Below are 14,824 nucleotides of genomic sequence, written 5' to 3'. Positions count from 1 at the left end.
GTACGCGTCAGCGCACCACGAGATCCGGTACCGCGACGACGCGTGCATCGCGGCGCGGGACGACCTTCACGGCCTCGCCACCGAGGAGCGCGCGGAGCTCGGATAGCACACCGGCATTCGGGTCGACGCGGTACGTCCCCACGTCGAGAGGCGTCACGCCGCGCGAAGACAGGAACCGAACCTGTACCGGCGTCCGGCCGGCGTGCGCACCGAGCAGCTCGCGGAGCTTCGCGATGACGGCGTTCGTGCAACTAGCCGCTGGCACGTCCACCACGAGCAGATGGTCGGGCGGGGTCTGCCGCTCGATCCCGAGGTCCGGCTCGAGAATCTCGAGCGCACGGAGCTGGAGCTCGCGTCCTCGGAGATCGGCCCGCCCCTTCACGAGCACGATGGCGTCGGTCTCGATCAGCTCGGGAACGCGCTCGTACACGTTGGGGAACGCCACGATGATCACGCCGCCGGTGAGGTCCTCCAAGCGGAACTGCGCGAACGGCTCTCCCTTCTTCGTGAACTTCCGCGTCACGAACCCGACGATGCCGGCGACGGTGACGACGTCGCCGTCGCCGAGCCCTCCGACCTCCGAGAGCTCCATGTCGGTCTGTGCCGCCAGCACATCCTTCACATCGAGGAGCGGGTGATCGGTCACGAACTGCCCGAGCACCTCCTTCTCCAACCGAAGGAGTGTTCGCCGGTCGAACTCGTCCCCGACCAGGACCGTTTCCTGGACGTCCGTCGCCGCTCGGTCGCCGCCGCCGAACAGTGAGGGCTGGCCCGCCGCCTCCGCCTTGCGCTCCGCGGCGATGGGGACCGAGACCTTCTCGTGCGTCTGGATCAGCGCCCCGCGCGCGTACCCGAGGGAGTCGAACGCGCCCGCGTAGACCAGGCTCTCGAGCACCTTCCTCGTGAGCACGGAGGGGTCCACCTTGCGACAGAAGTCGGCGAAACCCGTGAATGCGCCCTTCGAGCGCCGAGCCTCGATGATCTGCTGCACGGCACCCGCTCCGACGTTCCGAACCGCGGACAGGCCGAACCGGATCCTCCGTCCGTCACCCGGCGCCGGCGCGAAGTCCTGTTCCGATTCGTTCACGTCCGGCGGGAGAACCTCGAGGCCCATCAGCCGGCAGGCATTCAGGTAGAAGGGCTTGCGATCCTTGTCGTCTTTCACGCTGGTGAGAACGGCCGACATGTACTCGATCGGATGATGGCGCTTCAGGAACGCGGTCTGATAGGCGATGTATGCGTAGGCGCACGCGTGCGAGGCATTGAAGCCGTAGTCGGCGAACGGTTCCATGAGAGCGAACATCTCTCGTGCGAGCCGCTCCGGGTATCCATTCGTCTTGCATCCGTCGATGAACTTCTCGCGGTGGATGAGAAGCTTCGCGCGGATCTTCTTCCCCATGGCTTGGCGAAGCATGTCTGCCTCGGCCATCGAGTAGCCGGCCATGCGTACGGCGATCTGCATGACCTGCTCCTGGTAGACCATGATCCCGTACGTGCCCGCGAGGATCTCCTCGAGGTCGGCGTGCGGGTACGCGACGGGCTTCCGCCCGTGCTTGCGCTCCGCGTACTCGACGTGCATCCCCGCGTTCAGGGGACCGGGCCGGTACAAGGCGACGAGCGCCATCAGGTCCTCGAACCGGTCCGGCGAGAGCTGTTTGATGAGCGAGCGCATGCCCGCGCCTTCCAGCTGGAAGACACCGGTGGTGACGCCACCATCGAGCATCTCGTAGACGCCTTCGTCGTCGAGCGGGATGTGGTCGATGTCGAGGTCGATGCCTGTGCGCCGCAGGTGAGACAGGGTGTCCTCGATCACCGAAAGTGTCCGCAGGCCGAGGAAGTCCATCTTCAGCAGCCCGAGCTTCTCGACGCCGTGCATGTCGAACTGCGTGACGATGCGACGTGAGTCGTCACGTGAGTCCTTCGAGAGCTTTAGCGGCAGGTAGTTCACGAGCGGCGCGTCGCCGATCACGACGCCCGCGGCGTGCACCGAGTCCTCGCGGCGAAGGCCCTCGAGCGCCCGAGCGCTGTCCACGATCTCGCGAGACTCGGGTTCGCGCTCGTACGAGTCCCGGAGCTCGGGCGAGAGCCGGAGCGCCTCGTCGATCGGATGCTCGCGGCCGAGCACGGCGGCCGGATACATCTTGCATAGGCGGTCGCCCACGCTCGCCGGGAAGCCGAGGACCCGCGCCGAGTCTCGAATGCCCTGTTTCCCCTTGATCGTCTGGAACGTGATGATCTGCGCGACGTGGTCGGAGCCGTACTTCGACGCCACGTAGCGGATCACCTCGTCGCGCCGGCGCTCGTCGAAGTCCATGTCGATGTCGGGCATCTGGATCCGCCCGGGGTTCAGGAACCGCTCGAAGATCAGGTCGTACCGCAGCGGGTCGAGGTCGGTGATCCGGAGCGAGTACGAAACGACCGAACCCGCCGCCGAACCGCGCCCCGGACCGACCCGGATCCCGTTCTCGCGCGCGAAGCGGATCAGATCCCACACGATCAGGAAGTAGCCGGAGAAGCCCATCGACGCGATCACGCCGAGCTCGCGATCGATGCGGTCTTGGATCTCCCTGCTGAGCTCCCCGTACCGCTCGCGCGCACCGTCCTCGACGAGTTGTCGGAGGTACGTGTCGCGGTCCAGTCCGTCGGGCGGCTCGAACGTCGGGACGTGGAACCGCTCCTCGGCGGAGACGTCATCGCCGAAGCGCAGGGTGAGCTCGCACATCTCGGCGATGGCAAGGGTGTTGTCGCACGCGGCCGGGAACTCCCGGAACACCTCGCGCATCTCATCGGCGCTCTTCAGATAGAACTCGTCGCTCTCGAACCGCAGCCGGTTCGTGTCGGTCTGCACCTTCTGTTGTTGGATGCACAGCAGTACGTCGTGCGGCTTGGCGTCCTCGCGCTCGGTGTAGTGGGAATCGTTCGTCGCCACGAGCGGCAGGCCGGTGGACCGCGACAGCTTGACGAGCTTGGGGAGCAGCCGCCGCTGCTCCGCCATGCCGTGGTCCTGGATCTCCATGAAGAAGTTCCCTGTGCCGAAGATGTCGCCGTAGGTTCGCGCGACGTCTGCCGCCTTCTCGTCCTGCCCCGCCATGAGCAGCTGCGCGGTCTCGGACGCCATGCATCCGGAGAGACCGATCAGTCCTTCGGCACGCTCGGAAAGCAGCTCCTTGTCGATCCTCGGCCGGTGGTAGAAGCCTTCCAAGTGCGCGTCGGTGACCAACCTGAGCAGGTTCCGATAGCCCGTCTCGTCCTTCGCCAGGATGGTGAGGTGGCGATACTTCTCTTCGCTCTCACCCGGCATGCGCTCGAAGCGCGAGGTCGGCGCGACGTACGCCTCGACGCCGAGGATCGGTTTCACGCTTGCGCGGACGCCGGCCTCGTAGAAGTCGAGCGCGCCGAACATGACACCGTGATCCGTCATCGCGAGGGCCGGCATCCCCTCGAGAGCCGCTCGCTCGAACAGTTGCGTCACGCGGGAGGCGCCATCGAGTAGTGAGAACTCGGTGTGCGTGTGGAGGTGGACGAAGCTCCGGCCGCTCAAAGCCACGCGAGTCTACGTTCGCCCGGCTCGAACTACAAGCCTGTCATTCCTTCCACAGTCGTTCCCCACGCTTTCCACATCGAGCGCGATTTTGTCCCGACCGTGAATCCCGTGGGGATAACTACAGGCTTGTAATCCCTGGAGCACGCTCCTACACTCGGGCGTCGATGGAACAGCGCGCCACCTCGACCCTCGCCGCCCGCGCGGGTGAGCGCCGGCGCATCCGCCTGTCCTACTCCAGCATCAACACCTACGAGACCTGCCCCGCCAAGTTCAAGTTCCAGTTCGAGGACCGCGTGCCGCGGTCGCCGTCGGCGGCGCTCTCGTTCGGCGATTCCCTGCACCGCGCGCTGCACCTGTTCCACAACCGGCCGGTTCCCGTCGCGCCGTCACTCGAGGAGCTGCACGACATGCTCGAAGCGGTCTGGGTCGCCGAGGGCTTCTCGAGCGAATCCGAGGAGACGATGTACCGGGAACACGGGCGGCAGGTGCTGGCGCAATATCACCGTGAGAGCGAAGCCACGTACAAGATCCCCGCGGCGCTCGAGCACCGATTCACCATCGACGTTGAGGGCGTGGAGATCGCCGGCGTGATCGACCGGATGGATCGCATCCCCGGCGGCGGCTACGAGATCATCGACTACAAGACGAACCGTCGTCTTCCCCCGCAGGCGAGGATCGACGCGGATCTCCAACTCAGCGTCTACCACCTCGCCGCGAAGGAGGTCTGGGGCATCGAGCCGGAGCGTCTGACGCTCTACTACCTGTTGCCGGGACAGCGGATGACGACGACTCGAACCGCCGACGACGTCGACGAGCTCCGTCGTCGGATCGGTGTGGTGGCCGAACGGATCGCGGCGGGGAAGTTCGAGCCGCGTCAGAACCCCCTCTGCGACTGGTGCGAGTACCAGTCGCTCTGTCCGCTGTTCCGACATCGCGAGGACAAGCGTGAGGCGGACCCGGCTCCGAGGATGACCGAGATGGTCGACGAATGGATCTCGCTTAAGCGAACGGCTCGTGACGTGTACAGGCGTTTCGACGAGCTGAACCCGCTGATCAACGCGTTCGCCGACGAGCACGGTTACCGCAGGCTGTTCGGAACCGACGGCGCGGCGATCGATCGGCGCGTGCAGCACATCACCTCGCCGATCGAGGAGAAGGTACGAGCGATCCTCGAGCCGCTCGGCCTGTGGGACAGCGTTCTCTCGATCGACACGACAAAGCTGAACGCGCTCATCGAATCGCGAACGCTCTCGCCGGACGTCGAGGATGCCTTGCTCGCCTCCCGCGAGGAGGTTCGCACGCAGCACGCGCTGTACCTCCGCGAGGCCGAACGCGTCAAGAGGTAGCCGCGTCGCGGAGCCGGCGCAGCGCCTCGATCAGATCGTCGGCCAGTGGTTCCTCGATGTCGATCCGTTGTCGCGTGATCGGGTGATCGAACGCGATCCGCGACGAATGCAGAAACGGCCGCTCGAGGCCGAGCGCGGCGGCGTCCTGTCCCCCACCGCCGTAGCGGGCGTCGCCAAGGATCGGGTGGCCGACCGACGACAGGTGCACGCGGATCTGGTGCGTTCGGCCCGTGTGAGGGGTCGCCTCGAGCAGGGTCGCTCTGTCGAAGCGCTCGCGCAGCTCGAAGGCGGTCGCGGCGTCACGACCACCTGAGACGACGCGGATGCGCGCGCCGCGACGTCCGAGCGGCGCCTCGACGCCGAACCTGTCGTGCTGGACCCGGCCCCGAACGAGCGCGAGATACCGCCGATCGACGGCGTGCGCAGCGAACAACTGCCCGAACGCCCGGAATGTTGCGTCGCTCGATGCGACGACGATGAGGCCCGACGTGCCGGCGTCGAGCCGGTGCACGATCCCCGGGCGGAGTGATCCGCCGCGCGAGGCGAGCGGTATCTCCATCGCGAGCAGGCTGTTCACGAGCGTGCCTCCACGCCGGTTCTCGGTCGGGTGCGTGGGCATGCGGGCGGGTTTCGACACAACGGCGAGATGCTCATCGCGGTACCGAACGCCGACCGGTGGGCCCTCGGCCGGCACTTCAGCACCACGTTCGAGGTCAACCTCCACGCGCTCCCCGCCGGCCAGTCGGAACGACTTTCGTTGGGGGGCACCGTCCACCGTGACCCCGCCCGCCTCGATCGCCCGCTGGGCGTCGGCGCGCGCGATCCCCATGCGTTCAGCGACGACCGCGTCCAAGCGACCCGGTACGGCCTCGAACGCCTGGGTCATCGCTCATCACGCCCCGCCGGCCAACTCCTCTCTCTTGGGTGGCCGCTCGTTCCGCTTCTCATCGGCGAACGATCGCTCGCGGCGACCGGTAACGACGGCGAGCAGGATCGCACCCGCGACGATGGCGCTGTCCGCCACGTTGAAGACCGGCCAGACGTGGAAGTCGATGAAGTCGACGACATGCCCGGACAGCGCGGGGCCGTTCAGGGCGCGGTCGGTCAGGTTCCCCAGCGCGCCCCCGAGGATCAGGCCGAGGGCTGCCGCGACCGACGCCCGTCCGATCCGTGCCGACATCACCACGATCACCACCGACACGACGACCGTGGCCGTCGCGAACAACCACGGCGCGCTGCGCCCAAGGCCGAACGCCCCGCCCGAGTTCGTCGTATAGGTGAGCGAGAGGACGCCGGGGATGACGTCGATCGGCGCCTCGCCGGCGAGCGACGCCTCCGCCCAGGCCTTGGTGATCCGATCGAGCCCGTAGACGGCGGCGGCCGATGCGTACAGTGCGAGCGCTAGGACCCGCGGCCGCCTCAGGGCGCTACCGCCGCGCCTGGGCCTGCGCGTCCTTGATGCAGAGGTCGGCGTACGGCAGGGCCTTCAGCCGAGCCTTCTCGATCGGCTTCCCGCACCGAGAGCAGAAGCCGTACGTCCCGTCGTCCATCCTGGCCAGGGCGCGGTCGATCTTCCCCAACAGGTCCCGGACGTTGTTCTCGATCGACAGGTCGCGTTCGCGCTCGAACGTGAAGGTGCCGGCGTCGGCGTTCTCCTCGTCGAATGACACCTCTCCAGAGATGTCGGACTGCGAGGTAGCGAACGACTGTTCTTCGATCGTCGCCAATTGCTCCTGCAGTTCGACCTGTTCGGCGAGCAGGCGTTCACGCAGCTCGTCCAATTCTTTTTGGGAGTAGGCGGTCTTGCCAGACATGGGACGGGGACGCTAGCACCAGGGTGTTCCACCGACAATCATCGGGTCGGTCGGTGACCTACGTGCTCGCCACGCGTAGTATGAGCTGTTACAGGCGACGACGGGAACGAGTAGCGAGGGCTCCGGCCAGCGAGCGAGCCGGGGACGGTGGAAGCCCGGAGGCACGGCCCTCGTGAACATCCTCCCCGAGCCGCCGCCCGAACCGGTCGGGGATTCCCTCGTACCGCAGTAGACGCGGCCGGGTTCGCCCGTTACAGCGGGAGGCTCTTCGGAGCGCCGGAGGACCGGCGCGTCGAGCAGCCGATGAGCGGTCGGTTCCGCGAGGGGCCGGCAACGCGGGGTGGTACCGCGGGGCTTCGCGCCTCGTCCCTGCTCGGGACGGGGCGCTTTTTCGTGGCGTCGGCGAGGAGACTGAGATGGCGTTCGAACCGGTGGACCCCAAGGCGAGCCTCCCCGAGCAGGAGGCCAAGGTCCTCGCGTTCTGGCGCGAGGCCGACGTGTTCCATCGCCAACTCGAGCGGCGCAAGGAGGGACCTCTGTGGGTCTTCTACGAGGGACCGCCGACGGCGAACGGCAAACCCGGGATCCACCACACCGAGCCGAGGACGTTCAAGGACGTGTATCCGCGGTACCGGGCGATGACCGGGCACCACGTTCCGAGGAAGGCCGGGTGGGACTGCCACGGCCTGCCGGTCGAGCTCGAGGTCGAGAAGGAGATCGGCACCAAGAACAAGCGCGACATCGAGGCGTTCGGCATCGCTGAGTTCAACCGCCTGTGCCGCGAGTCCGTCCTGCGATACGTCGACGACTTCGAACGGCTCACCGAACGGCTCGGCTTCTGGATCGATCTGTCCGAGGCCTACTGGACGATGGACACCGAGTACATCGAGAGTGTCTGGTGGTCGCTCAAGCAGCTCCACGGGCGCGGGCTGCTATATCAAGATCACCGCGTCACGTGGTACTGCCCGCGCTGCGGCACGGCCCTGTCCGACCACGAGACGGCCCAGGGCTACGAGCTCGTCGAGGATCCGAGCGTGTACGTCCTGTTCCACATCGTCGACGCCCCCGACCCGTCGCTCGCCGGGGCGGCAACGATCGGATGGACGACGACGCCGTGGACGCTTGTGTCGAACGAGGGACTGGCGGTCTCCGCGGACGCGCCGTACGTCGTCGTCGACCACGACGGCGAGCGACTCGTCCTAGCCGAGGCACTGAAGGACGCGGTGCTCCCGGACGACCCGGTCGTCGCCGGACCCTTTCCGGGTCGTTCGCTCGACGGTCTCCGGTACGAGCCGCTGTACCCGAACGTCGAGGGTGCGCATCGGATCGTCCTGGCCGACTTCGTCTCGCTCGAGGAGGGCACGGGCATCGTGCACATGGCGCCGGGGTTCGGCCCCGAGGACCTCGACATCGGCAGGCGCGAGGGGTGGTTGACGTTTCAGCCGCTCGACGGCGAAGGACGGTTCACCACCGAAGCACCCGAATTCGTCCGCGGACTCTTCTTCAAGGATGCGGACCCGCCGATCACCGAAGATCTTCGGGAACGCGGGCTGCTGCTGTCCGCCGGGACGATCGACCACGTCTACCCGCTGTGCTGGCGATGCTCCACTCCACTGATCAACCTCGCCCGGACGTCCTGGTACATCCGAACGACCGAGGTGAAAGACCGACTCCTCGACGTGAACGAGGGGGTGAACTGGTACCCCGACCACATCAAGCACGGTCGCTACGGCGACTGGCTCCGCAACAACGTGGACTGGGGACTCTCGCGCGAGAGATATTGGGGGACGCCGCTGCCGATCTGGCGCTGCACGAACGGCCACGACACAGCTGTCGGCTCGCTCTCGCAGCTCTCCGAGCTGGCCGGCAGGGACGTGACGGGGATCGACCCGCACCGGCCAGCGATCGACGAGGTGACGTTCGAATGCCCGCAGTGTGGCGCGCCGGCCACGCGGCTACTGGAGGTGCTCGACGCCTGGTACGACTCCGGTGCGATGCCCTACGCGCAGTGGGGCTACCACCCCGAGCTCGGCCGCGGGTTGGAGCGGTTCCGGGAACGATTTCCCGCCGACTTCATCTCCGAGGCGATCGATCAGACGCGCGGGTGGTTCTACACGCTCATGGCGGAGGGCGTCCTCCACTTCGATTCCACGGCCTACGAGACCGTCGTCGTTCTGGGGCACATCGTCGACGAGAACGGGCGCAAGATGAGCAAGTCCCTCGGCAACGTGATCGACCCGTTCGACGTGCTGGACCGGCAGGGCGCCGACGCGTTGCGCTGGTTCCTGCTCACGAACGGATCGCCGTGGGAGTCGCGCCGTATCGGCATGGTCATCATGGACGAGATCGTTCGCCAGTTCATGCTCCCGATCCGCAACGTCTACGCGTTCTTCGTGACGTACGCGAACGCGAGTGGCTTCGATCCCTCGGCCGATGATCCGGTTCCCGTTCGCGAACGCCCACCGCTCGACCGATGGATCCGGTCACGGCTCGAGCGGACGGTGGAAGCCGCCAGGGAGGGTCTGGAGGAATACAACGCTACGGGCGTGGGACGCGATCACATCGCCAAGTTCGTCGATGACCTTTCAAGTTGGTACGTCCGACGTGCCCGTCCGAGGTTCTGGGATCCGAACGGAAGAGGTGGCGAGGACTCGCGTTCCGCGTTTCACACGCTGCACGAGTGCCTGGTCACGCTGTCGCAACTCCTCGCGCCGTTCACGCCGTTCATCGCCGAGGAGATGTGGCGCAACCTCGCCGCCGGACGAAACGGATCGCCTGACTCCGTGCACCTGACGGACTACCCGACAGCCGACGAGGGGTTGCGGGACCGCGAGCTGGACTCGGCCATGCTCAACGTGCGGAAGATCGCGGAGTTGGGACGTCGGGTCCGCGCGGAGACCAAGATGCGGCTCCGTCAGCCGCTGCTCGAAGCCGTCGTGCACTTCCCGGGCGACCACGCGGCGCTCGAGCCCCTGCTTCCCCTCCTCGCCGAGGAGCTGAACGTCAAGCGCGTGATCATCGCGGAGTCTGCCGACCACCTCGGCCGATGGCGGGCGAAGCCCAACTTCAAGGTGCTCGGTCCCAAGCTCGGGGGCCGCGTCAAGGACGTCGCCAACGTCTTGGGGCGTGACGACGGTGCGCTCGCTGGTCGACTCGCGGCGGGCGAGTCCGTTGAGCTCACGCTCGACGATGGTTCAAGCGCCGAGCTGGGTCCCGTCGACGTCGACCTCGCACAGGAGAAGCTCGAGGGCTGGGGCGTCGGGAGCGAGGGTGGCATCACGGTCGCGCTGGAGCTCGACGTGACGACGGAGCTCCGGCGCGAGGGCCTCGCGCGTGACGTGATCCGACTCGTGCAGGACGCACGGAAGGCCGCCGGCCTCGACGTGAGCGACCGCATCGTTCTGGGGATCGGTGCGATGGGCGAGGTCGCGGAGGCGATGCGCGACGATGGGAACCGGTCCCGCGTCACCGAGGAGACGCTCGCGAGCGTTCTGAACAACGAGCCGCTCCCGGACGCCACCTACTCGACCGAAGCAGATCTCGACGGCGACGCCGTCACCGTGACCCTGCGTCGAACCTAGTTCTCGTCTCCCCAGAACAGCTCACGCAGCGAGCGCTCGCGTCTCTCGTTCGCGGGTGTGCCTTCGGAATTGTAGGCGGGCTGCGTCGCGCTCTCGATGACGACGGGCGAGTCGGAGTGGTCGGGCTCCGGGTCGCCGAGACGCCGGCGGATCTCGGCGGCGCTCGCTGCCGACGGGTCCGCCGTTCGCTCGTGATCCTCGCTCTCACCGGTGGCGGGGGATGACGGTCGCTCGACCGAGACGTCGTCGTGCGCTCGCTCGCGGAGCGCCAGGACCATCTGCTTGATCTCTTCGGCATGCGTCTGCACGAGGGAGCCGAGGCTCTGCAGGAACTCACGCTCGGTGTTCAGGAACGGCGCCATCGTCGCTCGAGCGTCGCCGGTCGAGCCCGCTGCAACCGCCGTTGCCTGCTGCTCAGCGCGGCGAACGATTGCGGCTGCCTCCTCCCTCGCGCGCGCGAGGATCGATTTCGCCTCGTTCGCCGCATCCGCATCACCAACGGACGACAGGCGGCTGGGCCGACCACCTCCGGACCGAAGGCGTTCGTTCTCCTCGGCGTACGCGGCGAGGTCCTCGGTGACTCGATCGAGGAAGGCATCGACGTCGCGCTCGTTGTAACCGCGGAACGCGAGCCGGAACTCGACCTCTTGCACGTCGGCGGGCGTGAGACGCCGGGCGCCGGTTGTCGCCTCCTGTTCGGCTTCCTTCTTCCTGCGCATGGCCTCCCCCCTCTTCGAGTCGGCGGGCACCCCCTGGCGGTGGAGCGTCAACAGCCCAGGGCGGCTCGGAGAACCCAGAGGATAACGAACGCAATGATGATGGAAAGATCGATCCCCATCCCTCCGGCGCGGACCGGTGGGACGAGCGCCCGGAGCGGACGGAGCACCGGCTCGGTAAGCGTGTCGAGCAGGTCGAGGATGGTCCGCAGCGGGCCAGTGAGTGGCGGCCGAAACCCGAACAGGTACGCCCACGAGATGAGCACGCGGGCCAACAGGATGATCGTGTAGACGGTCAGGACGACGCACAGAATGTCGAGCGCCGGGTTCGTCTCCTGCGCGGTCATCCCGGTCGGCGGTTGCGGCGCCGATCAGAACTGGTTGTAGATGTCGCCACCCGCGATCCGTTCGCGCTCTTCGGCCGACACGTCGACGTTGGCCGGCGTCAGCAGGTACACGCGGTTCGCGACCATCTCGATCTTGCCGTCGAGGCCATAGACCAACCCAGACGCGAAGTCGACGAGGCGCCTGGCGATCGTGTCGTCGGTGCTCTGGAGATTCATGATCACGGGGATCCCGTCCTTGAACCGGTCGGCGATCTCGCGAGCTTCGTTGAAGCGACGCGGCTCCGACTTGTGGATCGAAGAGGCCGTAGCGGCGCGCGCTGAGGGAATCGTCCGAACGATGCCACCGTGCTCCGGTTCGTGGTCGAGCTCCCGTACCGGTTGCGGTCGCTGGAACCTCCGGACCTCACCTTGCGGCGGTGGGCCGGAGACCTCGTCGAGCTGCTCGAACTCGTCGTCCTCGACGAGACCGAGATACGTGAGCGTCTTCTTCCACACGCCGGCCATGAGAACCTCCCGTCGATCCGGCCGCTACGCCTGACGCCGTGGGCCGAACAACGCTGTCCCGAGCCGGACCATGGTAGCGCCTTCCTCCACCGCAACCTCGTAATCAAGCGACATTCCCATCGACAGCTCGACGGCCTGTGGATGCCGCTGGGCGACCTCCGACAGCAGCTGGCTGAGCCGCCGGAAGAACGGGCGCGCCTCCTCTGCGGTTTGCGCCAGCGGCGGCACCGTCATGAGCCCGGCGATACGTACGCCGCGCGCGCCGGCGACCTCGTCGCACGCCGTAACGACATCGGCCGGCGCGACGCCTGCACGCTCGCCGGTGAAGTCCACCTCGACGAGCGCGGGGATCGAGCGGTTGCGCGCGAGAGCGCCTCGTTGGAGCCGTGCGAACGCGCTGCCCGGAACCACGGTTTGAACCACGTCCGCGAGCTCCGCGACGTGGTGCGCGCTTCCTCGTTGAAGCGTGCCGACGAAGTGCCACCGACTCCCGGAGATCCGTTCGCGCTTGAGCCTCAGCTCGCGAACGTAGTTCTCGCCGAGGTCCGCGACCCCTGCCTCGCGGATCCACGAGATGACGTGGGGTTCGATGCCTTTGCCGATCGCCACGAGGCGGACTGTCGCGGGGTCACGGCCGCACCGCTCGCATGCCGCAGAGATCCGCTCGCGGACCGACTCGAGGTTCGCGAGCACGCGCTCCCTGGTCGGCTCCAACGCGCCGACCCTAGCGCGGACGCCGGGAAGTAGCACGGCAAGTGGAGCGACGCGCGAACGGCGAGTGCCGGCGAGGTGGGGCCGGCCCGGCTCAGAGGCGGGGGAAGGACGCCTCTCGCCACCGGGCCGCCCCAGGCGTTGTCGGTCCGGATCGTCCCTAGCTCTTCAGGAAATCCGGAATGTCGAGATCGTCTTCGGCATCGAACGTCACCGTCTCGGGCGCCGGCCGGAAGATCTCGTCCTCCTCGTCGACCAGAATCGACGGGACCGGCTCGGGCACGTCTTCCCGGTCGCGCGTCGCGTCCACGCGTTCGCCCGCGGGCGCTGAGTGCGGTTCCTCGAGCAGTCGCGAAAGCCGGCTATCGAGGTGGGCCATCGAGGGCGTGGAGAGCTGCTTGTCGAAACCGGCAGCAATGACGGTGACGCGCACTTCCTCCCCGAGCGCGTCGTCGACGACGGCGCCGAAGATGATGTTCGCTTCGGGATGCGCGACCCGTGTGATGTGGTCCGCCGCCCTGTTGACCTCGTGGAGCGCCAGGTCCGTCGGTCCCGCGATCGAGAGCAAGACCCCGCGGGCGCCCTCGATCGAGGATTCCAGGAGCGGCGAGCTGATCGCCGAACGCGCGGCCTCTTCCGCACGGTCGTCCCCCGTACCGTGACCGATGCCCATGAGCGCCGAGCCGGCGCCGGTCATCACCGTCCTCACGTCCGCGAAGTCGACGTTGATGAGACCGGGCGTCGTGATGAGCGACGTGATGCCGTCGACGCCCTGATACAGGACTTGGTCCGCCATCCGGAACGCGTCGAGCACCGGCGTGTTCGGATCCGACACTTGGAGCAGTCGGTCGTTCGGCACGACGATCAGCGTGTCGACGGCCTTCTTCAGCTCGGTGATTCCTAGGTCAGCCTGCATCGCGCGGACGCGGCCCTCGAACGCGAACGGCCGCGTCACGACGCCGATCGTCAGCGCGCCGAGCTCGCGAGCCATGGTCGCGACGATCGGGGCGCCGCCGGTCCCCGTTCCCCCGCCCTCGCCGGCGGTGATGAAGACCATGTCGGCGCCCTTCAGGATCTCCTCGATCTCCTCGGCGTGCTCTTCGGTGGCGTGACGACCGACATCGGGGTTGGAGCCAGCTCCGAGGCCGCGCGTGGTCTCGCGCCCGACGTCGAGCTTCACCTCGGCATCCGACATGAGCAGCGTCTGCGCGTCCGTGTTGACCGCGACGAACTCAACGCCGCGGAGCCCGCCCTCGATCATTCGGTTGACGGCGTTCACGCCACCGCCGCCTATCCCGACCACCTTGATCACGGCGAGGTAGTTCTGAGGAGAATCCATCACTGCGACCTCCGCTCCACCGGGCGCTCTTCGCCCCGGTCTACCTGGGGAAACGCCGCTCCTTTGTCTCCCGTTGCCAGCGATGCCTTACTGCATTCCCGTCAAGCCAACTGTGAACCTCAACTCAAACGTGATTGTTATATCTACTTGACGGTAATCGGTGCACGCTATAGGTAAACGCCCAGGTCCGTCAATATCTGCGGCAACGCCGTTGTTCGATGCGGTGACAGTTCGGGAACGCGTCTGGCGCGTTCAGCCGAGCGCGACGGCGGGAGACCCTGGAGCGGTGACGTCGACCGAGTCGAGCTCCTCGCCGCTCTCCTCGGCCCAAGCCAGGATTCGCTCGACGACGAGACCTTTCGCGACGAGTCGATCCGCTGTGCCGTACGTCACCGTCACGCCGTCGTGCAAACGAACCTCGAGCGATCCGTCGTCTCGGTATTCGACCGATTCGACCGCCGATCGGACGGCCACCGGCATCGCGGCGAGCGCCACGGCGGCCACCTCTCGACCCGCGGACTCGATCAACGGCAACCCCGCGTCATCGTTGGCGCGCCCCAGGGAAGTTCCATCGGCCGCGATGTACAGCTCGCCCAACCGGTTGATGGCCACGGCCACGGGGGTCCGTTCGACGATCGAGATACGGACCGTCGACGGGAGCGCCGCGGAAACGTACGCCTCGGAGATCCACGGGTGCCGCTCGAGCCTCCGCTCGACCGCGTCCTCGTCCAGCCACAGTGCGTTGGTCGATCCGTCGATGTGCGCTCTGGCAATGACACGTTCGGTGGTCAGGCGCGACGCGCCCGTGACGTCGATCGTGCGGACGGCGAACAACGACGATCGGGAAACGACCACGGCGGCGAGGACGAGGACCGAGACGACCCCGAGGACGAGCCCGAGTCGGACGCGCCACGACGTCAAG

12 protein-coding genes are annotated in these 14,824 nt (G+C 67.2%); 2 read left to right on the top strand and 10 right to left on the bottom strand.

The features are described 5' to 3' along the window. Positions 1 to 7: 7 nt before the first annotated feature. Entirely contained in the window at positions 8 to 3,541 is a 3,534-nt protein-coding gene (gene dnaE / locus VFA08_03430) for a DNA polymerase III subunit alpha (GenBank protein ID HYZ12641.1), read from the bottom strand. A gap of 167 nt (positions 3,542 to 3,708) precedes the next feature. On the opposite strand from dnaE, the gene VFA08_03425 reads away from it, so the two are divergent. Continuing rightward, on the top strand, positions 3,709 to 4,890 hold the full coding sequence (locus VFA08_03425) for a PD-(D/E)XK nuclease family protein (protein HYZ12640.1): 1,182 nt from the start codon (positions 3,709 to 3,711) through the stop codon (positions 4,888 to 4,890). On the opposite strand, the gene VFA08_03420 is transcribed toward VFA08_03425, so the two are convergent. Genes VFA08_03420 through VFA08_03410 form a run of 3 tightly spaced genes read right to left on the bottom strand, consistent with a single transcriptional unit; the run spans position 4,880 to position 6,704 of the window. Further along, the gene (locus VFA08_03420) at positions 4,880 to 5,776 is read right to left on the bottom strand and encodes an RluA family pseudouridine synthase (protein HYZ12639.1); all 897 of its coding nucleotides are present in this window, start codon (positions 5,774 to 5,776) and stop codon (positions 4,880 to 4,882) included. The two genes, VFA08_03425 and VFA08_03420, sit on opposite strands and share 11 nt — an antisense overlap. A 6-nt stretch (positions 5,777 to 5,782) precedes the next feature. Then, the gene (gene lspA / locus VFA08_03415) at positions 5,783 to 6,283 is read right to left on the bottom strand and encodes a signal peptidase II (protein ID HYZ12638.1); all 501 of its coding nucleotides are present in this window, start codon (positions 6,281 to 6,283) and stop codon (positions 5,783 to 5,785) included. Between the two features lie 34 nt (positions 6,284 to 6,317). Further along, the gene (locus VFA08_03410) at positions 6,318 to 6,704 is read right to left on the bottom strand and encodes a TraR/DksA C4-type zinc finger protein (GenBank protein ID HYZ12637.1); all 387 of its coding nucleotides are present in this window, start codon (positions 6,702 to 6,704) and stop codon (positions 6,318 to 6,320) included. Between the two features lie 416 nt (positions 6,705 to 7,120). Between VFA08_03410 and ileS the strand changes: the two genes are divergently transcribed. Next, complete coding sequence (gene ileS / locus VFA08_03405; GenBank protein HYZ12636.1) at positions 7,121 to 10,285, top strand: isoleucine--tRNA ligase; 3,165 nt, start codon at positions 7,121 to 7,123, stop codon at positions 10,283 to 10,285. Here the strand turns inward: ileS and VFA08_03400 are convergent. From VFA08_03400 to VFA08_03375, 6 genes are all read right to left on the bottom strand, one after another. Next, positions 10,282 to 11,004, bottom strand: coding sequence for a DivIVA domain-containing protein (locus VFA08_03400; GenBank protein HYZ12635.1), 723 nt, complete (start codon positions 11,002 to 11,004; stop codon positions 10,282 to 10,284). The two genes, ileS and VFA08_03400, sit on opposite strands and share 4 nt — an antisense overlap. A gap of 47 nt (positions 11,005 to 11,051) precedes the next feature. Then, entirely contained in the window at positions 11,052 to 11,348 is a 297-nt protein-coding gene (locus VFA08_03395; GenBank protein HYZ12634.1) for a YggT family protein, read from the bottom strand. A gap of 24 nt (positions 11,349 to 11,372) precedes the next feature. Then, complete coding sequence (sepF, locus tag VFA08_03390; GenBank protein HYZ12633.1) at positions 11,373 to 11,852, bottom strand: cell division protein SepF; 480 nt, start codon at positions 11,850 to 11,852, stop codon at positions 11,373 to 11,375. 24 nt (positions 11,853 to 11,876) lie between these two features. Next, a complete protein-coding gene (locus tag VFA08_03385) occupies positions 11,877 to 12,566 on the bottom strand; it encodes a YggS family pyridoxal phosphate-dependent enzyme (protein ID HYZ12632.1) in 690 nt (229 codons plus the stop codon). Positions 12,567 to 12,723: 157 nt separating this feature from the next. Then, positions 12,724 to 13,902 (bottom strand): cell division protein FtsZ, encoded by a 1,179-nt coding sequence (gene ftsZ, locus VFA08_03380; GenBank protein HYZ12631.1) that lies wholly within the window; start codon positions 13,900 to 13,902, stop codon positions 12,724 to 12,726. A 252-nt stretch (positions 13,903 to 14,154) separates the two neighbouring features. After that, positions 14,155 to 14,823, bottom strand: a complete 669-nt coding sequence (locus VFA08_03375; GenBank protein ID HYZ12630.1) for an FtsQ-type POTRA domain-containing protein — start codon at positions 14,821 to 14,823, stop codon at positions 14,155 to 14,157. Position 14,824: the final 1 nt, after the last annotated feature.

This window comes from Actinomycetota bacterium, assembly GCA_035640355.1.
Lineage (GTDB): Bacteria > Actinomycetota > UBA4738 > UBA4738 > HRBIN12 > CALGFI01.
This window is presented reverse-complemented; position numbering and strand designations above follow the sequence as displayed.